Annotated in this window: 24 protein-coding genes; 13 read left to right on the top strand and 11 right to left on the bottom strand. The window is 69.6% G+C overall.

Translation table 11 applies throughout. The features are described 5' to 3' along the window. Positions 1 to 179 precede the first annotated feature (179 nt). Positions 180 to 965, bottom strand: coding sequence for a glucosamine-6-phosphate deaminase (gene nagB, locus AB0D34_RS19250; protein WP_362662960.1), 786 nt, complete (start codon positions 963 to 965; stop codon positions 180 to 182). Positions 966 to 1154: 189 nt separating this feature from the next. Between nagB and AB0D34_RS19245 the strand changes: the two genes are divergently transcribed. From AB0D34_RS19245 to AB0D34_RS19225, 5 genes are all read left to right on the top strand, one after another. Then, positions 1155 to 2228: an SIS domain-containing protein gene (locus AB0D34_RS19245; protein ID WP_362662959.1), complete on the top strand. Its 1074-nt coding sequence runs from the start codon at positions 1155 to 1157 to the stop codon at positions 2226 to 2228. 194 nt (positions 2229 to 2422) lie between these two features. After that, positions 2423 to 3298, top strand: coding sequence for an aspartyl/asparaginyl beta-hydroxylase domain-containing protein (locus AB0D34_RS19240; RefSeq protein ID WP_362662958.1), 876 nt, complete (start codon positions 2423 to 2425; stop codon positions 3296 to 3298). A gap of 30 nt (positions 3299 to 3328) precedes the next feature. After that, positions 3329 to 4264: a DMT family transporter gene (locus AB0D34_RS19235; protein ID WP_362662957.1), complete on the top strand. Its 936-nt coding sequence runs from the start codon at positions 3329 to 3331 to the stop codon at positions 4262 to 4264. Then, a complete protein-coding gene (locus AB0D34_RS19230) occupies positions 4265 to 5146 on the top strand; it encodes an aspartyl/asparaginyl beta-hydroxylase domain-containing protein (RefSeq protein ID WP_362662956.1) in 882 nt (293 codons plus the stop codon). It abuts the gene before it with no gap. A gap of 34 nt (positions 5147 to 5180) precedes the next feature. Next, positions 5181 to 6116 (top strand): DMT family transporter, encoded by a 936-nt coding sequence (locus tag AB0D34_RS19225; protein WP_362662955.1) that lies wholly within the window; start codon positions 5181 to 5183, stop codon positions 6114 to 6116. Positions 6117 to 6154: 38 nt separating this feature from the next. Here AB0D34_RS19225 and AB0D34_RS19220 read toward each other — a convergent pair whose 3' ends face one another. Both AB0D34_RS19220 and AB0D34_RS19215 read right to left on the bottom strand, forming a co-directional pair. Further along, complete coding sequence (locus tag AB0D34_RS19220; protein WP_362662954.1) at positions 6155 to 7042, bottom strand: LysR family transcriptional regulator; 888 nt, start codon at positions 7040 to 7042, stop codon at positions 6155 to 6157. Positions 7043 to 7115: 73 nt separating this feature from the next. Further along, a complete protein-coding gene (locus AB0D34_RS19215; RefSeq protein WP_362662953.1) occupies positions 7116 to 7868 on the bottom strand; it encodes an SDR family oxidoreductase in 753 nt (250 codons plus the stop codon). Positions 7869 to 7963: 95 nt separating this feature from the next. On the opposite strand from AB0D34_RS19215, the gene AB0D34_RS19210 reads away from it, so the two are divergent. Next, entirely contained in the window at positions 7964 to 8605 is a 642-nt protein-coding gene (locus AB0D34_RS19210) for a TetR/AcrR family transcriptional regulator (RefSeq protein WP_362662952.1), read from the top strand. A 392-nt stretch (positions 8606 to 8997) separates the two neighbouring features. Then, positions 8998 to 10464 (top strand): PAS domain-containing sensor histidine kinase, encoded by a 1467-nt coding sequence (locus AB0D34_RS19205; RefSeq protein ID WP_362662980.1) that lies wholly within the window; start codon positions 8998 to 9000, stop codon positions 10462 to 10464. 180 nt (positions 10465 to 10644) lie between these two features. Here AB0D34_RS19205 and AB0D34_RS19200 read toward each other — a convergent pair whose 3' ends face one another. Both AB0D34_RS19200 and AB0D34_RS19195 read right to left on the bottom strand, forming a co-directional pair. Beyond that, entirely contained in the window at positions 10645 to 10902 is a 258-nt protein-coding gene (locus AB0D34_RS19200; protein WP_006142322.1) for a WhiB family transcriptional regulator, read from the bottom strand. Positions 10903 to 11223: 321 nt separating this feature from the next. Further along, positions 11224 to 12192, bottom strand: a complete 969-nt coding sequence (locus AB0D34_RS19195; protein WP_362662951.1) for a diacylglycerol kinase family protein — start codon at positions 12190 to 12192, stop codon at positions 11224 to 11226. Between the two features lie 203 nt (positions 12193 to 12395). Between AB0D34_RS19195 and AB0D34_RS19190 the strand changes: the two genes are divergently transcribed. Beyond that, positions 12396 to 12848 (top strand): hypothetical protein, encoded by a 453-nt coding sequence (locus tag AB0D34_RS19190; RefSeq protein ID WP_362662950.1) that lies wholly within the window; start codon positions 12396 to 12398, stop codon positions 12846 to 12848. A 411-nt stretch (positions 12849 to 13259) separates the two neighbouring features. Here the strand turns inward: AB0D34_RS19190 and AB0D34_RS19185 are convergent, their stop codons facing one another. From AB0D34_RS19185 to AB0D34_RS19175, 3 genes are all read right to left on the bottom strand, one after another. Then, the gene (locus tag AB0D34_RS19185) at positions 13260 to 14405 is read right to left on the bottom strand and encodes an RNA polymerase sigma factor SigF (RefSeq protein WP_362662949.1); all 1146 of its coding nucleotides are present in this window, start codon (positions 14403 to 14405) and stop codon (positions 13260 to 13262) included. Between the two features lie 17 nt (positions 14406 to 14422). After that, complete coding sequence (locus AB0D34_RS19180) at positions 14423 to 14836, bottom strand: anti-sigma regulatory factor (protein ID WP_004925829.1); 414 nt, start codon at positions 14834 to 14836, stop codon at positions 14423 to 14425. Between the two features lie 260 nt (positions 14837 to 15096). Further along, the gene (locus tag AB0D34_RS19175; protein ID WP_362662947.1) at positions 15097 to 15357 is read right to left on the bottom strand and encodes a UBP-type zinc finger domain-containing protein; all 261 of its coding nucleotides are present in this window, start codon (positions 15355 to 15357) and stop codon (positions 15097 to 15099) included. An 86-nt stretch (positions 15358 to 15443) separates the two neighbouring features. On the opposite strand from AB0D34_RS19175, the gene AB0D34_RS19170 reads away from it, so the two are divergent. Beyond that, positions 15444 to 17042, top strand: coding sequence for a Na+/H+ antiporter (locus AB0D34_RS19170; protein WP_362662946.1), 1599 nt, complete (start codon positions 15444 to 15446; stop codon positions 17040 to 17042). A 34-nt stretch (positions 17043 to 17076) separates the two neighbouring features. Here the strand turns inward: AB0D34_RS19170 and AB0D34_RS19165 are convergent, their stop codons facing one another. Both AB0D34_RS19165 and AB0D34_RS19160 read right to left on the bottom strand, forming a co-directional pair. Beyond that, positions 17077 to 17970: a pyridoxal-phosphate dependent enzyme gene (locus tag AB0D34_RS19165; protein WP_362662944.1), complete on the bottom strand. Its 894-nt coding sequence runs from the start codon at positions 17968 to 17970 to the stop codon at positions 17077 to 17079. 22 nt (positions 17971 to 17992) lie between these two features. After that, positions 17993 to 18583, bottom strand: coding sequence for an N-acetylmuramoyl-L-alanine amidase (locus AB0D34_RS19160; RefSeq protein ID WP_362662943.1), 591 nt, complete (start codon positions 18581 to 18583; stop codon positions 17993 to 17995). A gap of 312 nt (positions 18584 to 18895) precedes the next feature. Here AB0D34_RS19160 and AB0D34_RS19155 point away from each other — a divergent pair, with 312 nt between their 5' ends. The 3 genes from AB0D34_RS19155 (at position 18896) to AB0D34_RS19145 (ending at position 22476) form a co-directional block, all read left to right on the top strand. Then, positions 18896 to 20302 carry a family 2B encapsulin nanocompartment shell protein gene (locus tag AB0D34_RS19155; protein ID WP_362662941.1) on the top strand — a complete coding sequence of 469 codons (1407 nt, stop codon included), beginning with the start codon at positions 18896 to 18898 and terminating at the stop codon, positions 20300 to 20302. A 167-nt stretch (positions 20303 to 20469) separates the two neighbouring features. Continuing rightward, positions 20470 to 21702, top strand: a complete 1233-nt coding sequence (locus AB0D34_RS19150; protein WP_362662939.1) for a family 2 encapsulin nanocompartment cargo protein polyprenyl transferase — start codon at positions 20470 to 20472, stop codon at positions 21700 to 21702. Positions 21703 to 21873: 171 nt separating this feature from the next. After that, on the top strand, positions 21874 to 22476 hold the full coding sequence (locus tag AB0D34_RS19145; protein ID WP_362662937.1) for a GNAT family N-acetyltransferase: 603 nt from the start codon (positions 21874 to 21876) through the stop codon (positions 22474 to 22476). Between the two features lie 82 nt (positions 22477 to 22558). On the opposite strand, the gene AB0D34_RS19140 is transcribed toward AB0D34_RS19145, so the two are convergent. Further along, positions 22559 to 23149 (bottom strand): TetR family transcriptional regulator, encoded by a 591-nt coding sequence (locus AB0D34_RS19140; protein WP_362662935.1) that lies wholly within the window; start codon positions 23147 to 23149, stop codon positions 22559 to 22561. A 119-nt stretch (positions 23150 to 23268) separates the two neighbouring features. Here AB0D34_RS19140 and AB0D34_RS19135 point away from each other — a divergent pair, with 119 nt between their 5' ends. Then, positions 23269 to 23853: a dihydrofolate reductase family protein gene (locus AB0D34_RS19135; RefSeq protein WP_362662933.1), complete on the top strand. Its 585-nt coding sequence runs from the start codon at positions 23269 to 23271 to the stop codon at positions 23851 to 23853. Position 23854 lies beyond the last annotated feature (1 nt).

The following is a 23854-nucleotide window of genomic DNA, read 5'->3' as shown; positions in this document are numbered from 1 at the left end:
GGTGAGGCGTAGGGGGGCCGCCGGGGGTCACCCGGGGGTTTCGGGGCGACCACACCAACCGGCGCCGCTCCCCTTGCAAGGGGAGCGGCGCCTTTCGTGTCGTCAGGGGCGCGGGGAACTGCGCGACCAGCCACAGACGACCTGCACCCGGCATCCAACAGAACCCGGCAGACGAGACCCTAGATCCCCTGCCAGTCAGGCTTGTTGACAAACGTGTGCCGAAAGTAGTCCGCCAGCTTCAACTTGGAAGCAGCCCCCTCGTCCACGACCACCGTCGCATGCGGATGCAACTGCAACGCCGACGCGGGACACACCGCAGCAACCGGCCCCTCCACCGTCGCCGCCACCGCATCCGCCTTCCCCTCACCCGTGGCGAGCAGCACCAGATGCCGGGCCTCGAGAATCGTCCCGATCCCCTGAGTGATCACATGGTGGGGCACCTGCTCGATGTCCCCGTCGAAGAACCGGGCGTTGTCCACCCGGGTCTGCTCGGTCAGCGTCTTGATCCGGGTCCGCGAGGCCAGCGAGGAACACGGCTCGTTGAACCCGATGTGCCCGTCCGTCCCGATCCCGAGCAGCTGCAGGTCCACGCCCCCGGCATCGGCCAGCGCCGAGTCGTACGCCGCGCACGCGCCGGGGATGTCCTCGGCCGTCCCGTCCGGCCCCATGAAGGAGGCCATCGGTACCCCCAGCGGCTCCAGCACCTCGCGTCGCAGCACCGAGCGGTACGACTCCGGATGCTCGGCCGGCAGCCCCACGTACTCGTCGAGCTGGGCTATCCGCGCCCGCGAGGCGTCCACGGCGCCGGACCGCACCTTCGCCGCCAGGGCCTCGTAGACGGGCAGCGGGGTCGAGCCGGTCGCCACCCCGAGCAGGGCGCCGGGCTTGCGCCGGAGCAGCTGGGCCATGGCCTCGGCGATGAGCTCGCCACCCGCCTTGGCGTCCGGAACGATGACAACTTCCACGCTGGGCCTGCCGATCTGGGGAAACGATCTGGGGAAACGAACCAAGCGGGGCTCGACCGGACCCGGCACAGCCCATGTGGTTTAGACCAATCTAACAGAATCGGGTCCCGCGGCCCAGGTCCCCCAACGCCGTCACCGCGCCATATCGAGGACAGGCGCCATTCCGCGCGGGGGAGTGAAATGGGGGCCATGACCACCGCCAAGACGCCCGACCCCCGCAGCGAACTCCCCGGCCGGATCATGGCCCGCGAGATGGCCGAGCAGCCCGCGGTCCTGCGCCGCATCCTGGAGGAGGGCGCCCCGGCCATCCGCAAGGTCGCCCAGGAGATCGCCGCCCGCTCGCCACGCTTCGTGCTGCTGACCGCCCGCGGCACCTCCGACAACGCGGCCCTGTACGCCAAGTACCTCCTTGAAGTCCGCCTGGGCCTGCCCTGCGGCCTGACCTCCATGTCGACGACCACCGCCTACGGTGCCCGCCCCGACCTCACCGACGTCCTGGTCGTCACCGTCAGCCAGTCCGGCGGCTCCCCGGACCTGGTCGCCTCGACCCGGGCCGCCCGCGAGTCCGGCGCGATCACCCTCGCGGTGACCAACAACCCCGACTCCCCGCTGGCCGGCGTCTCCGAGTACCACATCGACATCATGGCCGGACCCGAGAGGGCCCTCCCCGCGACCAAGACCTACACGGCCTCCCTCCTCGCCCTCTACCTCTTCGTCGAAGGCCTGCGCGGCGGTGACGGAGCCCCCGCACAGGTGCTGCCCGACCTCGCCGCCGGACTGCTCGCCCGGCAGGACGAGGTCCGCACCCTCGCCGCCCGCTACCGCTTCGCCGAGCGCATGGTGATCACCTCTCGCGGCTACGGCTATCCCACCGCCAAGGAGGCCGCCCTCAAGCTGATGGAGACCAGTTACATCCCCGCCCTCGCCTACTCGGGCGCCGACCTTCTGCACGGCCCCCTCGCCATGGTCGACAACGTCTCCCCGGTCATCGCGGTCGTCACCGACGGCAAGGGCGGCGAGGCCCTCCAGCCCGTCCTGGACCGGCTGCGCGGCCGGGGCGCCGACCTGGTCGTCATCGGCCCCGCGCCCCAGGTCGACCGGGCCTCGGCCGGCTTCGTCCTGCCCACCGAGAACGTGGCCGAGGAGGTCCAGCCCGTCCTCGAGATCATCCCCCTCCAGCTCCTGGCCTACGAGGTCACCATCGCCCGCGGCCAGGACCCGGACGCACCACGCGCCCTGGCGAAGGTGACGGAGACGCACTGAGCCTTCCAGCCGGTGCATGGATGTGATGTGCGTCACGTCGCTGTCGCTGCTCGGTGAGCTCATTTGGGAGCATGCGCCAGTCGTATGCGGGATGTGCGGCGTGCATTTCCGTTCGTACCTGGTCGGTGCCTAGATTTCTTGTCGGTCCCATGAGTCCAGACGCAAGAAAAGTAGGCCGACGTAGAGGACGATTCATGCCTTCACGTATCCTCGGAAAAATCGAGTTGGATCAGATACTGCTCGCCGACGACCTGGCTACCCTCGCTTCTTTCCCGCGCATAGAGGAAGCGTACGACGAATTCAGTTCCGGCTACTGGAAGAACTGCTCTCTCTGGAATGCTTCCGGCGAGGCGTCCGACACCACGTACCGGGACATCAACAGTCAGGCGCGGGAAACGGACTACGGCAGGAAGCTGCCCTATCTGGAAAGCGTGGTGCGCAAGCACTTCGACATGAGCAGGGTGACGATGGTCCGGGCGCGCAATCTCGTCGACGCCATGGTGATACCGCACCGGGACTTCGTGGAGCTGGAGAAGAGCAAGGAGCGGTACTTCCGCCTCTTCATGGTCCTGGAGGACAATCCGGCCGCCCTGCACTCGGACGAGACCGGGGTCTTCCGGATGCGGCCGGGTGAAGTCTGGTTCCTGGACGCAGCCTCGGTCCACGCCGCCGTCAACTTCTCGACGAACAGCCGCCAGTCGATCTGTGTCGACTTCGTCTTCGACGGGCCGTTCGAGGACTGGCAGGTATTCGCCAACCAGAAGGTCTACCGCCCTGACATCACGCCGGAAAAGCCGTTTCGGCAGCCCCCGCAGGAGGAGGAATTCTCGGAACGGCTCAGGGCGCTTGCCGCGGTCATCGACCACGACAACTTCAAGGACGTCCTGTTCCTGCTCTCCAAAGTCCACTTCCGGACGGACGTCCCGATCACGGCCACCTACGACTGGCTGGTCGAGGTGTGCAAGGAAAGCGGCGACGCCACCCTCACCCGCAAGGCGGAGAAGCTGCGCCGCTACATGGTCGAGAAGCGCGTGATGGACGAGCGTCTCTCCATCGCCTCAGCCGCCTGATTCTGTGCGGGAGAGCGGGGAGGAGAGCACATGCGGGCGGCGATCCCGGACCGGACGCGGATGAACTCGCCGGCGGCGTTCGCTCCGTGGGTCTTCGTGCTCATGTGGGCGAGCGGCGCGATATTCGCCGAACTCGGCCTGCGGTACGCGTCGCCCGTCCCCTTCCTGGCGGTCCGGGCCGTGCTCGCCGCGCTCATCGCCTGGGCGGTCACCCGATGGACGAGGGACACCAGGCCGGTCGGCCGCGGCACCCGTGGTCGCGTCGTCGTCGTGGGTCTCGTCACGCAGGTGGGCTACCAGGGAATGTTCTTTCTCGCCCTCGACCTCGGCGTCTCCGCCGGGATGCTGGCGGCGGTCCTCGGCATGCAGCCTCTGCTCACGGCCTCGATCGCCGGGCGACGGCACGCGCCCTGGGCGGGGCTCGTCATCGGACTCGTGGGCATCGTGCTCGTCGTCTTCGACCGGGCGGATCCCAGGGACGTGCTGACGGCCCTGGACGGAGTCGGCGCGGCGCTGGCCGCGATGGTCTGCCTGACGCTCGGCACCATCGCGCAGCGGCAGCTCACCGGCATCGGGCTGTGGCGGAGCATCGCCATCCAGCACACGGCGGCGAGCTGCGTCTTCGTCCTCCTCGCGCTGGCCCTGAAACAGGCCGTCGTCGATCCGGGCCCGGGGTTCTGGGTGGCCGAGGCCTGGATGGCCGTCGTCGTGTCGACCGGCGCGACGGCACTTCTCTATGCCATGGCCCGCACGGGGAACGCGACGCGAGTCGCGAGCCTGTTCTATCTGGTTCCGCCGGTCACGGCGGTGCTCGACCTCGTTGTGTTCGGCACCGGCCTGCGTCCCCACCAATGGTTCGGAATGGCCGCTGTCGTCATTTCGGTGTTCTTGGTGGAGCGTTCGACGGCGAACGACTCCGGCTCGCACACCGAGTCAAATATCATCGATCGAGTCAAAGGGAAATAAATGACCTCGCGCATTCTTGGGAAGCTCAACCTCGACGACAACAGGCTGGCCCCCGAGGTTGCCGCCATCCGAAACCTTCCGAAGGGTGAGGAGGTGTACGACGAATTCACCAGCGGATTCTGGAAGAACGTACCGCTGTGGAACGACACGGGTGACGGCAGTGACACGCTGTTCCGGGAAACGGAGTCCCCGGCCAGGCCGACGGAACATGCGACGCATCTCCCGTACCTGAACGAGGTCATCGCGAGCACATTCGCCGTGGATCGGCTGGGTATGGTCCGCGGCAGGGACATCGTCGACGCTTCGATGATGCCGCACAAGGACTTCCTCGAACTCGACGAGACGGACGGAGAGCGGCAGCAGCGGAACTTCCGGGTCCTTGTGGTGCTTGAGGACAACGAAAACACCTACAACTCGGACGAGGAACAGGTCTTCAGGATGCGGAAGGGAGAGATCTGGTTCCTGGACGCAGCCGGTGTCCACTGCGCGGCGAACTTCTCCGACGACAGCCGCATATCGCTCTGCCTCGACTTCTCCTTCGACGGGCCGTTCACCCCGGCCGACATATTCGCCGACCGGAGTGCGTACACGCCGGGCATCGAGCCGCTGCTCGTCAAGCGGACTCCGCTGCCGTCGGATTTCACGCTCGATGTGCGTCGGCTTTCGACAGCCTGCAACCGCCACACGTTCCGTGACCTCGCCTTCGCGCTGGCGAAGCTCCACTTCACCAAGGAGACGCCGAGCGTCGCATGCTACGACTGGCTCATCGAGATCGCGGAACGCACTGACGATCCGGCTCTGGTGGCCAAGGCGGAAGAAGCCAAGGACTTCTACGTCACGGACCGGGCGATGCACCAGCGATTCTCGTTCACGTCCTGGTGAACGAGTCCGGTCGATCAGGGAATTCGGGAAGGGCATGACCGGCAACCCGGCAGAAGAGGCCAGGACACCGGGCGGCGTGGCGCGCATGCCCGCTCGCTCCACGGGCGGTTCGCTGCCTCCCGCGGAGTGGGCGCTCCTCGCCGTCGCGGTCGTCGGCATCTCGCTGGCCGCACCCCTCGCCGCGGCAGCCGCGGCGCCCCCGCTGGCCATCGCATTCTGGCGCAACGCGGCGGCCAGCGTGATCGTGCTCGGCAGACGGGGTGCCGGCCGAGCACGCCGGCGGCTCGGGCGGTCGGACGTGCTGCACTGCGTGTTCGCCGGAGTGTTCCTTGCGGCCCACTTCGGTTTGTGGATCCCCAGCCTGACCATGACGTCCGTCGCCACCTCCACGGCCCTGATGTGCACGACGCCGCTGTGGGCCGGGCTCATCGCCCGGGCCCGCGGCCATGCGGTGCCGAAGGCGGGGTGGGTGGGCATGCTCGTCGCCTTTGCCGGTGTGCTCGTCGTGAGCAGCGTCGACGTGGGAGTGTCCGCCCGGGCCCTGACCGGGGACGCGCTCGCACTGGCGAGTGGCGTGTGCCTGGCGGCATACCTGTCCGTCGGTGAGCACGTCCGGCAGCGGCTCGACACCGAGACGTACACGGTGATCTGCTACGCCTCGGCGTCCGTGGCACTTCTGGCGGTGTGTCTGTTCACGGGCAGCGACCTGGTCGGGTACTCGGCCGGAACGTGGATGACGCTGGGCGCGCTGACCATCGCGGGCCAACTGCTCGGGCACTCGCTGCTGAACCGGTCACTCGGAGTGGTGAGCGGAGCCACCGTTGCCGCCGTCTCACTGCTCGAAGTGCCGGGTGCGGCCTTGTTGGCGGGCCTGTGGCTCGGGCAGACGCCACCGCTTCAGACGTACCTGGGTGTACTCGTTGTCCTGGTCGGGGTGTTCGTCGTCGTACGGGCGGATGCAGCGGCGTGAGGGGCGTGAAAGGGAGGTACGAGACGAATCACGGCGAATCAGGGAGATGGGGTGGACGGGGCGAACGCCCGCTTCATGTGGCTGGTGAAGGCAGCGAGTGCCGGGTGATCGGAGCCGGCCCGCCAGGCAAGGTGGAGGTCGACGGCCGGGACGTCCGCCAGCGCGACGAACGCCAGTGACGGATGGGGGCGGAGCGCGGCTGTGGACGCCGGGGTGAGACCGATCCCGCGTCCGGCGGCGATGGCGAAGGTCCAGTCCTCGAACGTCTCCACCGGCAGCCGCTGCTGTGGTCCGCCACCGGGTGGCCACAGACCGGAGGGCACGGTGCCTGACGTGGTGTTGTCCACGAACACTTCCGTCGCCAGGTCATCGAGGCGCAGGACGGGCCGTTCGCTGAGCGGGTGATCCCTGGGCAGGGCCACGTAACGGTCCTCGCTCAGCAGCGTGAGGCTCCGGTACGCGTCATCCGGGAGGCCGGGGAGGCCCGTCGGCCGCTCCCGGACGAGCGCGACGTCGGTGCTCCCGTCGCCCAGCCCGGCGAGCCGGTCGTCGCAACGGCGCGTGACGATGGGATGGAGGGGGTGAGCGCTCTCCCAGGTCTCCACCGTGCTCAGAATCCGGCTGTCCAGCATCGACCAGGTGTAGCCGAGCAGGAGCGGCCTGCTGAGCGAGCGCGCACTGGACAGCGTGTGGTCGAACTTGGCGACCGCCGCACGGGCGTGGTCCAGCAGTACGGCTCCCGCCTCCGTCGGCCGCGCCTCACCGGTGCTCCGGTCGATCAGCTCGGCTCCGACCGCCTCTTCCAGCTGCTTCACGGTCCGTGACACCACCGGCTGGCTGACCACCATGCGCGTGGCGGCGTGGGTGAAGCTCCGGGCCTCGCACACCGCGATGAATACGCGTAAGTGCCGTAATTCCACACTCATAGGCGCCCCCTTCGTTTACTACGTGTATGTACCCGCTATCGTAGCGTCGCTATTTCTGTGCCGCGAGAACCGCCTAGTGGAGGCTCAACAGCGATCCCCCCGTCGCGTCGACGTGCTGTCCTGTGACCCAGCGGGAGTCGGGAGACGCCAGGAACGCCACCACGTCCGCGACCTCGGACGAAGTGCCGACGCGCCGGAAGACCGACACGGACTCCGCATGCGCGCGTATCGCGGGGTCGGAGAGCGCCGTGCTGGTCAGGTCCGTGTCGATGAACCCGGGGCCTACGGAGTTGGCCGTGATGCCGCGCGGTGCCAGCTCGGCCGCGAGGGAGCGGGTCAGGGTCGTGACCGCGCCCTTGGCCATGTGAGTGGCGGCGATGGGAGCGATGGCCGCGTCCGTGGCGGCCGTGACGTTGATGATCCGGCCGTGGTCGCGCAGGCGGCGCAGGCCGTGCTTGACGATGAAGAACGGCGCCCTGGCGTTGACGGACTGAGTCCGGTCGTACATCTCCTCGTCCGTCTCGCCCACGGTCGCGAAGATCGCCATGCCCGCGTTGTTCACCAGGATGTCCACCCCGTGCGCATGCCGGTCGAAGGCCTCCCACAACGCCTCCGCGTCGCCGGGCACCCCGAGCTCCGCGCGGATCGCGAACGCGCTGCCGCCCGCCGCCTCGATCACGGCGACCGTCTCCTTCGCCGCCGCCTCATTGCTGCCGTAGTGCACGGCGACCCGGGCCCCGTCACGCGCCAGCCGCTCGGCGACGGCCCGTCCGATCCCCCGGCTCGCCCCCGTGACCAGTGCCGTCCTGCCGGCAAGCACACCCATCCCGACGCCCCCTTCACTTTTCCTAGCGGTCGCTACAAAAAGACCGTACAGGACCTCCCCGACCTTTCTCTAGCACCCGCTATACAATTCACTCCATGGTGAGCAGCGAGGAGACGAAAGCGCAGGTCAAGCCCACGATCCAGACATCCAGACCGCGCGGCCGCCCGCGTTCCTTCGACCGCGAGACCGCGCTGGAGAAGGCGATCCTGGCCTTCTGGGAGCACGGATACGAGGCCACGTCCGTCTCCGACCTCACCCGTGTCATGGACATCGGCGCCCCAAGTCTGTATGCCGCCTTCGGCGACAAGCGCTCGCTCTTCGAGGAGGCGGTGAGCGTCTACGGCTCCCGCTACGCCGCCTTCGCCGACCGGGCCCTGGCCGAGGAACCCACCGCCCGCGCCGCCGTCGAGCGGACCCTGCGGGAGGCCGCCCATGCCTACACCGACCCCGGCCTTCCGCAGGGCTGTCTCATCGCCCACGCGGCCATAAACTGCACGACCCCGGAGGTCGCGGCCTCCCTGCGGGACCGGCGCAACGCGATGATCGCCGCCTTCGAGAGCCGTATCGGAGCCGACGTCGCCGCAGGCCGGCTGCCCTCGGACACCGACGCCCGCGCACTCGCCCGGCACACCGGCGCGATCATCCACGGCATGTCCCAACAGGCGCGCGACGGCGCGAGCCGCGAGGAGTTGGAGGCGGTCGCGGAAATTGCCATGGCGATCTGGCCCCGCACATGAACCCACACGCGTTAGGCTGCGTGGTGGATGTTAGGGCGTCCGACTAGTCCGCTCCCGTGCGGGAAAGCTCCAACAACAAACAGGCTCCAACGCATGGACACACCTAGTGGTCTAGTCCACAATTGAAGCGCGACTTCCGTCTTCCCCGCACAGGAAGGCGGACCGAGGAACCGGAGCTCTCTGCCCTGACTGCCCTGGGTCCTCATCCTTCGGCCGACCGGGACCGCACACCCCACGGCCGATATTGCTCCGGGCTGCGGTGCCGGGAAGGCTGAGGGTCCTTCCCAGGCGCCGCGGCCCGCGGGTGTTTCCGGGGGCTCGCCAGTCGCCTCGGTGCACGGTGTTTTTAGGCCACTCACATACCCCCAGGTACGCTCGCACCCGTGCCCTCCATGAACGAACTGGTCCGCCAGCACACCGCCCTCGACGACTCCGACCTCGAGTGGCTCCATCTGCTGGTCTCGGAGTGGCAGCTGCTCTCCGACCTCTCCTTCGCCGACCTCGTCCTGTGGGTCCCCACCCGCGACGGCGCCCGCTATGTCTCCGTCGCCCAGATGCGGCCCAACACCGGCCCCACCTCCTACCAGGACGACATGGTCGGCCACCTCGTCCCGCGGGGCCGCCGCCCCCTGCTGGACGCGGCGCTCGACGAGGGCCGGATCGTGCGCGAGGGCGACCCGGAGTGGCGCGAGGAGGTCCCGGTCCGGGTCGAGTCGATTCCGGTACGACGGGAGGGGCGCGTCCTCGGTGTCATCGCGCGCAACACCAACCTGCTCACCGTCCGCACCCCGAGCCGGCTCGAACTGACCTATCTGCAGAGCGCGTCGGACCTGGCGCAGATGATCGCGGCCGGTTCCTTCCCGTTCCCCAACCAGCAGATGGACATGGACGCGGCCCCGCGCGTCGGTGACGGTCTGATCCGGCTCGACGCGGACGGCATCGTCCAGTACGCCTCCCCGAACGCCCTGTCCGCGTACCACCGCATGGGCCTCGCCTCCGACCTCGTCGGTCAGCCCCTGGGCCAGACCACCGCCGAACTCGCCCCCACCCGGGGTCCGGTGGACGAGGCGCTCGCCAAGGTCGCCAGCGGCTGGGCGCCCCGCGAGTTCGAGATCGAGGCGCGTGACGGGGTCATCCAGTTCCGGGCGATCCCGCTCAAGCCCAAGGGCACCCGCATCGGTTCGCTGGTGCTGCTCCGGGACGTGACGGAACTGCGCCGCCGTGAGCGCGAGTTGATCACCAAGGACGCGACCATCCGGGAGATCCACCACCGGGTGAAGAACAACCTCCAGACGGTCGCCGCCCTGCTCCGCCTCCAGGCCCGGCGCATCGAGTCCGACCGCGGTCGCGAGGCCCTGGAGGAGGCGGTGCGACGGGTCGGCTCGATCGCGATCGTCCATGAGACGCTGTCTCAGAACCTGGACGAGCGTGTGGAGTTCGACGAGATCGCCGACCGGGTGCTGGCGATGGTCGCGGAAATCTCACCGGGCAAGGTCACCGGCCGGCGCAGCGGCCGTTTCGGCATCCTGGACGCCGAGGTCGCCACCCCGCTGTCGATGGTCCTGACCGAGATCCTCCAGAACGCGCTGGAGCATGGCTTCCGCGAGGGCGACACCGGCACGGTCGAGGTCTCCGCGGTCCGCGGCGGCTCCACCAAGGAGGCCCGTCTCCTCGTCACGGTCCAGGACGACGGTGTCGGCCTGCCCGACGGCTTCGACCCGCACACCTCGGGCAATCTGGGTCTGCAGATCGTACGGACCCTGGTGGAGGGCGAGTTGGGCGGTACGTTCGACATGGTCCCGGCGCCGGAGGGCGGCACCCGGGTGATCCTGGACATGCCGGTGCAGGCCCACAAGTAGGACCCCTGAACGGTCCGGGGTACAGCAAAAAGCCCCGGACCGTTCAGGGGTCCGGGGCTCAAATGCTCGTTGCCAGCGTTTGCTGCGCATCGGGGGTACTGCGCGCTGCGGCTCGGGGGCGGGAGAAGCGTACGCGGTGTACGCGCCGCCAAGCTCAGGCTGTTTTGTGGGGCGGGTGTGTCAGGCAGAAGCCTGACGGGCCCGGTTGCGGGCGGCACGGCGCTTCATGGCGCGACGCTCGTCCTCGCTGAGACCACCCCAGACGCCGGAGTCCTGGCCGGACTCGAGCGCCCACTGCAGACACTGATCCATAACGGGGCAGCGACGGCAGACGGCCTTGGCTTCCTCGATCTGCAGCAGCGCAGGACCGGTGTTGCCGATGGGGAAGAAGAGCTCGGGGTCTTCCTCGCGGCAAACGGCGTTGTGACGCCAGTCCATGGCTGCTACCTCTCCTTGGTATTACATGCAAGTTGCTTGTGAATGTGAACGCTTTCACGAATCCCTCAACAAGTGAAGGGCCGCCCGCCGAGTCTTCCCCGGCGTGGTCCTGTGGATTGAAGAGGGGTTCCGGTGGTCAGTGGACGCTGGTGTTGCGGGCTGTCCCGACCGCCACGTAGAGACTCGCAAACCTCAGCGGCGGATACAACCCCTTCCGGAAAGTTTTTTTTGATTCCTCGGTGTCGACTAGGTCACAGCCGTACTTCCATGGGGTGGACCCTGGTCTAAACGTTCGAGTGAAAGGACTTTAGCCCCTTCTGCTCACACAATCACACGCAGTGCACGGCGTACGCCTGTGAACGTCACGCTCGTACGCAGTCCGAGGTGGTCGCCGTCCATCTGGAGGGGCAGGGGCACCTTCGAATGCAAGGTGAACTGGTCCAGGTCGTGCAGGGACACGGCGTGCTTGCCACGGGGGCCGCGTTCGGGGGACGAAGTGAGCAACTGGGTGCCATATCGGGTGATCGCGGTCGTCGTCATACGGCTGAGGCCGAGCACGTCGAGGCCTTTATCGAACGAGGCCTTAGGTGACGCGTACATCGGGTGATTGCCGAGGAAGGTCCACGGAGAGGTGTTCGAGACTATGGAAAGGACCAGATCGGTCACCGGCTCCGCATCCGGACGTTCCAGAGTGATCGTGCCGTGGCGGCGGTGCGCCTCGCCGAAGAACTGGCGCAGTGCCTGGCGGACGTAGAGAGCGTGTGTGGATTTTCTGCCGCGCTCACGCTGCTGCTCGACCCGGCCGACCACACCGGCGTCGAATCCGAGGCCGGCGTTGAAGGTGAACCAGCGTCCCGGCACGGCTTCGTCCTCGGTGCCCGGGGTGCCTGAGGTCAGACCCAGGCCGACCGTCCGCTCACGGCCCTCGCGCAGGGCGTCCAGGAGAGCGCCGGTGGCCTCGACGGCGTCGTTGGGCAGACCGAGGGCGCGGGCGAAGACGTTGGTGGAGCCGCCGGGGACCACGGCGAGACCGGGAAGGTGCTCGGGGGCCGGGCCCGCGTGCAGGAGGCCGTTGACGACCTCGTTGACCGTGCCGTCGCCGCCCAGGGCCACGACGAGGTCGATGTCCTTGCTCTCCGCCGCCTGCCGGCCCAGGTCGCGCGCGTGGCCGCGGTACTCGGTGGTGACCGCTTCCAGTTTCATCTCGCTCGCGAGCGCGTGGATCAGGACATCGCGCGTACGTGCGCTTGTGGTGGTTGCCGCCGGATTGACCACGAGAAGTGCACGCATGGGTTGCAGCGTACCTACTGGGTGGTACCGGGCACAGGCCGAGGTAGGGATCACGTAAGACCTGAGGGCGTGAGGCTTGCCACGGGGGCGCGGGTCAACCCCGGAGCGGGCGAGTGCGTCGGCCTCGCGGAGTACGCCGTGGCGCGTCGGGCGGGCGTCGGCCTCACCGCGGGGGTGCGGGGGGCGAGGGCTACTCTTCAGGGGTGAGCAGCGAGCAGACCCCCGCCACCCCCGAGACCGTCGGCCCGCGCCCGCGGCGCCTGACGTACGCCGCCGCCCTGGCCGGACTGGAAGGGCTCGCGCTCCTCGCGGGCGGCGCCTGGATGCTCGTGGAGGGCCTCGCCGGCGACCCCGACGACCGTCAGTCCGCCGTCACCGGGGGCATCACGCTGATCGTCCTCGCGCTGCTGCCGCTGCTCGCCGCGCGCGGACTGTTCGGCCTGCGCAGCTGGAGCCGCGGTCCGGCCGTCATCACGCAGATCATGGCCCTGCCCGTCGCCTACAACCTGCTCCAGGCCGACAGTGTGGCGATCCCGGCGGGCATCGCCCTCGCAGCCGTCGCGGTGACCGCGCTGATCCTCTTGATCAACCCGGCGGCAACCCAGGCCCTCGGCATCAGAGGTCCGGGACGGACAGAGGGCAAGCGGCAGCCGTAGGGCGACCTATGGCCGTCGGCCTTGAGCGTCGGCGGTGGCGAGAGGTCGGGATGTCCGTGGGGACGCGGGGCGAACGGCGCCGTCGTGCCGGGGCGAGACGTAGCCGTCGGTCCCGAGTGCAGCGTTGCCGTAGTGCCCGAGGTTCCCGAGTGCGGGCGGTCGCGGTGGCCCTCAGGGGCCGTAGCGGCGCAGGGCGGTGGCGGCCGCAGGGCCAATCGAGCCGTAGGGGCCGCGGACCCGGTGACAGTCGTGGGCCGGGCGAGGTCGCTGTCGGCCCTCGTCCTGCTTCGGGTGCCGGGTCCCTGGCCCGGTTCTCCGATCGAGGCCAGGGGGAGGCCCGGCGGCGACCTTCTCCACCTGCCTGGTTACGCACCGGCGCGAGGCGTCGGCCGCCTGAACCGGGCCGGAGGCCTACTCCTCCACGAGCAGTTTCTCGCGGAGCTGGGCCAGGGTTCGGGCCAGCAGGCGGGAGACGTGCATCTGGGAGATGCCGACCTCCTGGGCGATCTGGGACTGGGTCATGTTGCCGAAGAAGCGCAGCAGCAGGATCCGTTTCTCGCGCGGGGGCAGGTCCTCCAGGAGCGGCTTGAGGGACTCCCGGTACTCGACGCCCTCCAGCGCCTCGTCGTACGCACCCAGCGTGTCCGCGACCGCCGGGGACTCGTCGTCGGTGTCGGGGACGTCCAGGGACAGCGTGGAGTACGCGTTGGCGGACTCCAGGCCCTCAAGGACCTCCTCCTCCGAGATGGCCAGCTTCTCGGCCAGCTCGTGGACCGTGGGGGAGCGGCCGTGCCGCTGCGAGAGCTCCGCCGTCGCGGTGGTGAGCGCGAGGCGCAGCTCCTGAAGGCGCCGGGGCACCCGCACCGCCCAGCCCTTGTCGCGGAAGTGGCGCTTGATCTCGCCGACGACCGTAGGGGTCGCGTAGGTCGAGAACTCGACACCGCGGTCCGGGTCGAAGCGGTCGACCGACTTGATCAGACCGATGGTGGCGACCTGGGTGAGGTCGTCCAGGGGCTCGCCGCGGTTGCGGAAGCGGCGCGCGAGGTGCTCGACGAGCGGCAGGTGCATCCGGACCAGCCTGTTGCGCAGCTCCGCGTACTCCGGGCTGCCGTCCTTCAGCGCGCGCAGCTCGACGAACAGCGCGCGTGCCCCGCTGCGGTCCTGTGGATCGTGTCGCTGGACAGGCGTGTTGTTCGCGCCCGCCGCGCCGTCCTCTGCGTTTCGCTCGTGCTCGCTCATCGTCCCGCCCGTCGCCCTTCCACGAGCCCTCGCCTCCGTCGGCACCGGGAGGACCCCGGCCCGCCCGGCCGGAGGCGCACCCTGCACGGCACCTTCCCGATCACGCTGCCCCTCGTCCAGGAGGCCGACCACCGTCGTGTCGACGGTGTCCTCCTCCGGGTGCGGCCGGGCCTGCTCGGGGATGCCGTCGATGCCGTCCGCCATGCGTCGGGAACCGCCGGGGCCGTCGTCGCCCAGGCTGTCGGCGCCGCTCGGGCGCGGAGGGCGGTGTCCACCCTCGGCCGACAGCTCCCGTGTGCCGCGCTCTTCGTCCCGCACCGGCCCGTCCCCGTTCCTCACGCCGGCCCGGGTCCCGCGCCGCGCTGTTTGTAGAGGCTGATCGAAACGGTCTTGTCCTCGTCCACGGCCGACGAGACCTTGCCCGCGAGGGCCGACAGGACGGTCCAGGCGAAGGTGTCCCGCGAAGGTGCGTGACCGTCCGTGGTCGGGGCCGAGACGGTGACCTCCAGCGAGTCGTCGACGAGGCGGAAGACACAGCTGAGCACCGAGCCGGGCACGGCCTGCTGAAGCAGGATCGCGCAGGCCTCGTCCACCGCGATGCGCAGGTCCTCGATCTCGTCGAGGGTGAAGTCCAAACGGGCTGCGAGGCCGGCCGTGGCCGTCCGCAGCACCGACAGGTAGGCACCCGCGGCCGGCAGCCGGACTTCCACGAAGTCCTGGGTCGCGGGCTCGCCTGCGATCTGGGACACCCTCACCTCCAAGGTGGTACAAGCTTTTCGGGGCCGAGGGTCGCCCCCCGGAGTAACGCGACGTGTGGTTCAGCGGTGACGCTACCGCGCTCTCGACTTTCCTGTCCCCCGGGACCCCAACCCCTTGCCGTCACTCACAGTAAAACTGTGGACACGCTCCGTGTCTAGGGGTTTGCGGCTCCAATTGGGAAGAACGCGCGCCGGGTTGACGTACCCAGACGTCAGACGGTCGAACCGTCCTGGAACCCTGGGGTCCAGGGTCACACAAGGACGTGGTCCACGAAGCACCAACGCCAGTTCTCACCCGGTTCGTGGGTCCTCATGATCGGGTGGTCGGTGTCCTTGTGGTGCTTCGTCGCGTGCTGTCCGGGCGAGGAGTCGCAGCAGCCGACGTGACCGCAGGTGAGACACAGGCGCAGTTGTACCGGGTGGGTGCCGTCCCTCAGGCACTCCGGACACGTCTCGTTGAGAGGCTCGGGGTCCGGGTGCGGCAGCGCGTCGGCGTGCGTGCACTGTTTCATGATTGCCAGGTTACGACGGGCGCGCGAAAGGCCGCGCGCAAAATCGAGGGCGGGCGCACGACGATGAGCGAGGGCGGGCGAGGGCCATGGACGTGATGCCACTGCTGTTGCTGGTGGCGGGGAGCGCGGCGATCGCCGCGGCGGCCCGACGCACCCCGGTGCCGGCACCACTGCTGCTGGTCGCGGCCGGGCTCGTGATCTCGTACGTCCCAGGGGTCCCGGAGTACACGCTGGACCCGGACGTGGTCCTGCCCCTCATCCTGCCGCCGCTGCTGCACTCCGCGGCCACCGACAGCTCCTATCTCGACCTGCGGGCGCAGATGCGTCCCGTGGCGCTGCTGTCGGTGGGATACGTGCTGTTCGCGACCTTCGTCGTGGGCTGGGCGGCGTACCAGATCGTGCCGGGCCTGTCGCTGACCGGGGCGCTCGTGCTGGGCGCGGTGGTGGCGCCGCCGGACGCGGTCGCGGCCACGGCCGTGGCACGCCGTGTGGGGCTGCCCTCGCGGATCACCACCATCCTCCAGGGCGAGTCCCTGGTGAACGACGCGACCGCGATCACCGCCTACCGGGTCGCGCTCGCGGCCGCGGTCGGCGAGGGCGCCACCTGGGCGGGCGGCATCGGTGAGTTCCTGCTCGCGGCGGTCGGCGGGGTCGCGGTCGGTCTGGTGCTGATGGTGCCGATCCACTGGCTGCGTACGCACCTCAAGGAGCCGCTGCTGCAGAACACGCTCTCCCTGTTGATCCCGTTCGTCGCCTACGCGGCGGCCGAGCAGTTCCACGCGTCCGGGGTGCTCGCGGTCGTCGTGGTGGCGCTCTTCCTCGGACACCGCGCGTGGGAGGTCGACTTCGCGACGCGCCTCCAGGAGGACGCCGTATGGAAAATGGTCGCCTTCGTCCTGGAGTCGTCGGTGTTCGCGCTCATCGGGCTGCAACTGCCCGTCGTGCTGCGGGGCCTCGGGGAGTACGAGGGCGTCCGCGCCGCCTGGTACGCGATCGCCGTCTTCCTCGTGGTCGTCGTGTCGAGGTTCGTGTGGGTCTATCCGGCGACCTTCCTGCCGCCCATGCTGTCCGCGCGGATCCGCGCGCGTGAGGACGACCTCACCTGGAAGGGGCCGTTCGTCATCGCCTGGGCCGGGATGCGGGGTGTCGTCTCGCTGGCGATCGCCTTCTCGATCCCCGAGCACCTGGACGGCGGCGAGCCCTTCCCCGGCCGCAACCTGATCCTGTTCCTCACCTTCACGACGGTCATCGGCACCCTTGTCGTCCAGGGCGTCACCCTGCCCCCACTGATCCGCATGCTGAAGCTCCCCGGCCGCGACCAGCAGGCCGAGACGCTCGCCGAGGCCAACGCCCAGGCGCAGGCCTCCCGGGCCGCCGAACGGCACCTGGAGGAACTCCTCTCCGACGAGCGCAACGCCCTCCCACCGCCCCTCGCCGACCGTCTGCGCAGTGTCCTGGAACGCCGCCGCAACGCCGTCTGGGAGCGCCTGGGCCAGGCCAACCCGCTCACCGGCGAGACCGTCGACGACACCTACCGCAGGCTGTCCCGGGAGATGATCGGCGCCGAACGCGCGGTGTTCGTGAAGCTGCGGGACGGGCGGTACATCGACGACGAGATGCTGCGGACGCTGCTGCGCAGACTGGACCTGGAGGAGGCGGCGGCGTACCGGGAAGCGGCCGAGTAACGCCGGGCGGAGGCCAGGGAAGGGCCGGTTCAGGTCAGGGAAAGGGCCGGCCCGTGACCACCGCCGCGAGTGTCGTCCCGCGCGCGAAGGCGCCTTCTTCGGCGAGGGTGACCAATCCATACAACAACTTGGCGACATAGAGACGTTCCACGGGCAGTCCGTGGCGGTCCTCGAAGTCCTCGGCGAAGGCGTCGAGTTCGGGGGTGGTACGGGCGTAGCCGCCGAAGTGGAAGCGGTCGTCGAGCGTCCAGTCACCTCGTCGGGCACCGAAGGCGCGGTGTTGCAGGGACTCTATGTCGGCGGTCAGGAAGCCGCCCTTGAGAACGGGAACGCCCAGGCAGCGCTGGTCCGGGGCCAGTCCGGCCGCCAGGCCCGCGAGCGAGCCGCCGGTGCCGCAGGCGATCGCGACCACGTCGGCACGGCCGGACAACTCCTCGCCGAGCGCGCGGCACCCTCGTACGGCGAGCGTGTTGCTGCCGCCCTCCGGGACGACATAGGAGCCCTCGGCGTGTGCCGCGCGCAGCACGCGCGCGAGGGTGTCCGGCTCGGTCTTGCGGCGGTAGGTCGACCTGTCGACGAAGTGCAGTCGCATGCCGTCGGCCGCGCACCGGGCCAGTGAGGGGTTGAGCGGACGGTCGGCCAGTTCCTGGCCGCGGACCACGCCCACCGTGGGCAGGCCTAGGAGGCGTCCGGCGGCCGCGACGGCGCGCAGATGGTTGGAGTAGGCGCCACCGAAGGTGAGGACGGTCCGGCCGGCCGCGGCGGTGAGGTTCGGCGCGAGCTTGCGCCACTTGTTGCCGATCAGCTCGGGGTGGATCAGGTCGTCGCGCTTGAGGAGAAGGCGCAGGCCGCGGCGGCCGAAGCGGGGGTCCGACAACTCCTGGAGGGGGGAGGGGAGGCGGGGGTGCAGGGTGTCGGGACCGGTCACATGGCCATTGTGACCTGCGGTGTCACTTCAGGCGCGCCCGGATCCGCCCGCGCAGCCAGGCCATCGTGAAGCCGCGTGGGTCCACCTTCCCGGGCTGCCACTCCAGATGGCCGATGACCGACCGTTCCGTCCATCCGTGGTGGCGGCACACCGCCGCGGAGACCTTCTCGACCGCCGCCAGCTGAGCCGCCGGCCAGGGGTCCTCGCCGTCGCCGAGGTTCTCGCACTCGAAGCCGTAGAGGTGGCGGTTGCCGTCGATGTTCGCCTCGTTGTCGAGGGGGAGCGCCTTCTCCGCGATCACGGCCCGCAGGACGTCGTCGTCGCCGAGACCGGCGTGGTTGGCTCGGCCGTAGCCGACCAGGTGGACGGTGCCGTCCTTGGTGATGACACCGTGGCACAGGGGGCCGGGCAGACCGGTGTAGCCCTTGCGGCACAGTTCCACCGTCGCCGCGCCGCCCCTGGTCACCGTGTGATGGATCATCACGCCGTGCACCGGCCCCCAGGCGCCGACGTGATTGCGGTTGTGGTGCTCCCAGTCGCCGACCTCGACGACGGTGGCGCCCTCCGCCCGCAGGACCGCCAGGAATCTGCCCGCGGACATGGGTGAGGCCATGGCCGCCTCCTTCGCACTGCACGCCGGCCGCCGGACGCGGTCGGCTCGTACCGGTGCTTGTACCGAAAGCGGCCGCGTCCGACTCCTGGTCCGCACAGCGTGCGAGTCGATTCGGACAGTCAAATTCCGCTCAGGAAAACGGACTTGGCCGGGCGTGAGTGGACAGGAATCGCTCATATGCCCAGCCCAGCGGTGATCCATTCCCGCTCTTTCGGGTAATAGCATCGCCACGTTCCGTGCGGAAGGCTTGCCCGTGCACACGATGCCCAGGCGCAGATCGCGTCCGGGCATGTACCGGGAGGGCAATTCCTTATGTCGGTAGGCGAAGAGGTCCGCACCGAGCAGGACCGGCCGCAGCAGAGCCTCGGCACGGCGGCCGCGCGGAACCTGGCCACCACCACCAAGTCCGCACCCCAGATGCAGGAGATCAGCTCCCGCTGGCTGCTGCGCATGCTGCCGTGGGTGAACGTCCAGGGCGGCACGTACCGGGTGAACCGACGCCTGAGCTACGCCGTGGGCGACGGCCGGGTGACGTTCGTGAAGACCGGGGACCGGGTCGAGGTGATCCCCGCCGAGCTGCGCGAACTGCCGGCGCTCCGATCGTACGAGGACGACGACGTGCTCTCCGAGCTCGCCCAGCGCTGCCAGCAGCGGGAGTTCGCCGCCGGGGCGGTGATCGCCTCGTTCGGCGGTCAGGCCGACGAGGTGTACCTGCTGGCGCACGGCAGGGTCGAGAAGGTCGGCACCGGCCCCTACGGCGACGACGCCGTCCTCGGTGTCCTCGCCGACGGCGCCTACTTCGGCGACCAGGCGCTTCTCGACCCGGACGCCATCTGGGAGTACACCGCCCGCGCGGCCACCGCCTGCACGGTCCTCGTACTGCCCCGGCAGGACGTCGATCAGGTCGCGGAGCGCGCCGACGCCCTGCGTGAGCACCTCCAGGAGCAGCGCGCGATCCCCTCGCAGCGCACCAACAAGTACGGCGAGAAGGCGATCGACCTCGCGGCGGGCCATGACGGCGAGCCGGACATCCCGCACACCTTCGTCGACTACGACGCCCGGCCCCGCGAGTACGAGCTGAGCATCGCCCAGACTGTCCTGCGCATCCACACGCGTGTGGCCGACCTCTACAACCAGCCGATGAACCAGACGGAACAGCAGATCCGGCTGACCGTCGAGGCACTCAAGGAGCGCCAGGAGCACGAGCTCGTCAACAACCGCGAGTTCGGGCTGCTGAACAACTGCGAGTACGACCAGCGGCTCCAGCCGCACGACGGCGTGCCCAGCCCCGACGACCTCGACGAGCTGCTCAGCCGGCGCCGGGGCACCAAGCTGCTGCTCGCCCACCCGCGCGCGATCTCCGCGATCGGGCGTGAGCTCAACAAGCGCGGTCTGGTCCCGGAGACCATCGACATGGGCGGCAACCGCATCCCGACCTGGCGCGGGGTGCCGATCTACCCGTGCAACAAGATCCCGGTCACCCCGGAGCGGACCACCTCGATCATCGCCATGCGTACCGGCGAGGCCGACCAGGGTGTCATCGGTCTCCAGCAGGCCGGTATCCCGGACGAGATCGAGCCGAGCCTGTCGGTGCGGTTCATGGGCATCAACGAGCAGTCGATCATCAAGTACCTGGTGACGGCCTACTACTCGGCGGCCGTGCTGGTGCCGGACGCGCTCGGAGTCCTGGAGAACGTCGAGATCGGCCGCTGGAGGTGACGTTTCTGCACCTGGGAGCCGTGTCCCCGCCCACCGGGGCGGGTACATCCCGGTCGGACGCCGGGGTGGAGACACCCCGGTCGACCTCCGGGGTGGAGGCACCTCGGAGGACCGCACCCGCCCACAGCGGAGGCGCCACCGTCCGCGGACTGACCGAGGGGGGTCCCATGGCCGGGTTCACGACGGAGACGGAGCCGGAGCAGGAGCCGCCGGCGGAGGAGAGGGTGGCGGACAGGGCGGAGGTGCGGACACCGACCGCCGGGGGGCGGGAGGTGCCGGCCACCAGGCGCGTCGAGGAACAGGCTGACAGGCGGTCCGGGGAGCAGGCGTCGGCCTCCGAGCCGGGCACGCTCAACGGGCACGGGACGCGTCCGCTCGACGGGCACGAGGCCGGGGTGATTCTGGAGCGGGCCCGGGCGTCGGTCGATCCCGAGCTGCGTTCCGCCCTGGAGTCGCTGCCCGGTTCCCTGCGCAGGATCGCGCTCTACCACTTCGGGTGGGAACACGCCGACGGCACTCCCGCGGCCGGCAACGCGGGCAAGGCGATACGTCCCGCCCTCGTCCTCACCGCGGCCGCCGCCCTCGGCGGAGACCCGGCGCGGGCGGCAGCCGTACGGGCGGCCGCGGCGGTGGAACTGGTCCACAACTTCACGCTGTTGCACGACGACGTGATGGACCGGGACACCACACGCCGGCACCGACCCACCGCGTGGACCGTGTTCGGCGACGCCGACGCGATCCTCGCCGGGGACGCCCTCCAGGCGGTGGCCCTCAGGTTGCTGGCCGAGGACCCGCACCCCGCGGCCGCGGCCGCCGCGGCCCGGCTCGCGGCCTGTGTCGTCGAACTGTGCGAGGGCCAGCACGAGGACACCGCCATGGAAGGGCTGGACCCCGCTGAGGTCACCCTCGACCAGGTGCTCGTCATGGCCGAGGCCAAGACGGGGGCGCTGCTGGGGTGCGCCTGTGCGCTGGGGGCGCTGTACGCGGGAGCGTGCGCCGAGGACGTCGAGGCCATGGACGCGTTCGGCCGGGAGGCCGGGCTCGCCTTCCAGCTCATCGACGACGTGATCGGCATATGGGGCGACCCGAGCCGCACCGGCAAACCGGCAGGAGCGGACCTCGCCGCCCGCAAGAAGTCCCTCCCGGTGGTCGCCGCGCTCACCTCCGGCACGGCGGCGAGCGCGGAACTGGCCGCGCTGTACGCGGCGCCCTACGACGGGGAGGACTTGGCGCGTACGGCCCTCGCCGTCGAGGAGGCCGGCGGGCGGGACTGGGCGCAGGTCCAGGCGGCCGACCGGATGGCCCGGGCGATGGGAGAGCTGGCCCGCGCGGTGCCCGATCCGGAGTCGGCGGGCGGACTGCTCTCCCTCGCCGAGTTCGTGACGCGGCGCAGCGCCTGAGGGCTCCGGGGTGGCCCGCACCGTGCGGCTCCTGACCCCGCACGGTGTACGGCGGTTCCGGTACGGGCGGGTCCCGCACATCCCCACGGTGTGCGGGGCCCGTTCACATGTGTTCACCGGATAGTCTCAACACCCTTGTGTGCAACGGTGGTTGAGATGAAGGGGTGGGGCATGGGCGTGGTGATACGGACGGCCGGCGGAGGCGATCGCGAGCTGGTCGCGGGGCTGCTGGACTCGGCCTTCCAGGACGATCCGGTCAGCGGGTGGATCTTCCCGGAGGAGGAGTACCGGCGCACGACCCATCCCCGGCTGATGGCCGCCTTCGTCGACATCGTGCTCGCGGAGGGGCGGGTGGATGTCACGGAGGACGGGGCGGCGTGTGCGCTGTGGTTGCCTGTGCCGGCTGACGGGGGCGAGGAGAGCGACGAAGGGGAATTCGCTCAGCTGCGGGAGGCGCTTGATCCGGGCAACGAGCGGATCGAGCAGATCGGGACGCTCACGGCCCAGGTGCATCCGGCCGGGCGGGCCCATGAGTACCTGTGGATGATCGGCGTGGCTCCCGGGCGGCAGGGGGAGGGGCTGGGGACGGCGCTGATCGGGTCGGTGCTCGAGCGGTGCGACCGGGAGGGGGTGCCGGCGTATCTGGAGGCGAGCAGTGCGCGGAGTCGGGGGCTGTATGAGCGGCTCGGGTTCGCGCTGGTGGAGCGGCCGCTCGATCTGCCCGACGGGCCTCAGATGTGGCCGATGTGGCGCGAACCCAGGCAGCCGCGATAGGTCGTTCGGCGGGTGCGGCGCCGTTGGGGTTGGTCGCGCCCACGCGGCGGAGCCGCACATCGATACAGCCCCGCGCCCCTGACTAGGTCATCGGCACGATCGTTTCTACGATCCGTTCCACCAGGTCATCCAGGACCTGTGCCCCCGGTAGCACCCCCTCCAGCACCCCCGGCAATGTCAGATGCTCCAACAGCAAGCCCAGCATCGCCAGATAAAGCACCGTCACCGTCTCGTCGCCGCCCGGCAGCCCCGCCTCCCGGTGGAACCGCATGCCCTCCTCCAGGTCGGCCCGGACCGACTTGGTGTAGGAGGCGCGGAGTTCCGGGCGGCGGGTGGCTTCCAGGCGCATCTCCAGGAGGCCCAGGTAGCCCGTGCGGTCGTGGGTCGCGCGGGCCATCAGGTCGTGCATGAACGCCGCGACCAGGCTTCGGTCCTTCGGCCGGGTCAGCAGCTCGGCGAGCTTGTCCGGGTCGGGGGCCAGCCGTAGGTGCAGGCGGGTGTCGATCTGGCGGAGCAGGTCGTCGCGGCCCGTGAAGTAGTTCGAGGCCGTGCCCGTCGGGACCCCCGCCTCGGCGTCGACCGCGCGGAACGTCAGCCCGCGCGCCCCCTCGCGAGCGAGCACTTCGACCCCCGCGTCCACGAGCGCGGCCCGGCGCTCCGGATTGCTGACCATGCGGAATCTCCCCTCCCAGTTGCGTCCGGTCCTGAAAATACCCTTGCGACCACTACAAGTGAAGCACTACAACTGACGTGGTTCACGGTGCAGGGCTCAACCTACGAAAAGAGACCGGCTTGCGAAAGCTCACGTACTTCATCGCCTGTTCGATCGACGGCTTCATCGGGGACGAGAACGGCGACGCGTCGTTCATGTACCCCTTCGTCGTGGGGGAGTTCGCCGAGTACCTCGCCAGGGAGCACCCCGACGTCAACCCGAGTCATGTGCGACGGCTCATCGGAACCGACGGCGTCGCGATCAAGGAGTACGACACGATCATCCAGGGTCGCGGCAGCTACGACGTGGCCCTCAAGGAGGGCATCACCAGCCCGTTCGCCCATCTGCGCGAGTACGTCGCCTCACGCACGCTCGCCGAGTCGCCCGACCCGCACGTCGAGATCATCGGCGACGACCTGGTCGGCAAGGTGCGCGAACTGAAGGCGGAGGACGGCGAGTTCGGCATCTACCTGTGCGGCGGCTCGAAGGTCGCGGGCGAGCTGCTCGACGAGATCGACGAGCTGGTCATCAAGACGTACCCGATCGTGCTCGGCGCGGGCATGCCGATGTTCGGCTCCGGCTTCGCCGTCACCGAGTTCACCCTCGGCACCACCCGCACGTTCGACAACGGCGTCGTGGTGCGGACGTACAGCAGGAAGAGCTGAC

This window comes from Streptomyces sp. NPDC048420 (assembly GCF_040651535.1).
Classification (GTDB): Bacteria; Actinomycetota; Actinomycetes; order Streptomycetales; family Streptomycetaceae; genus Streptomyces.
Note: the sequence above shows the minus strand (reverse complement) of the source record. Positions and strands in the feature narration are given on the sequence as shown.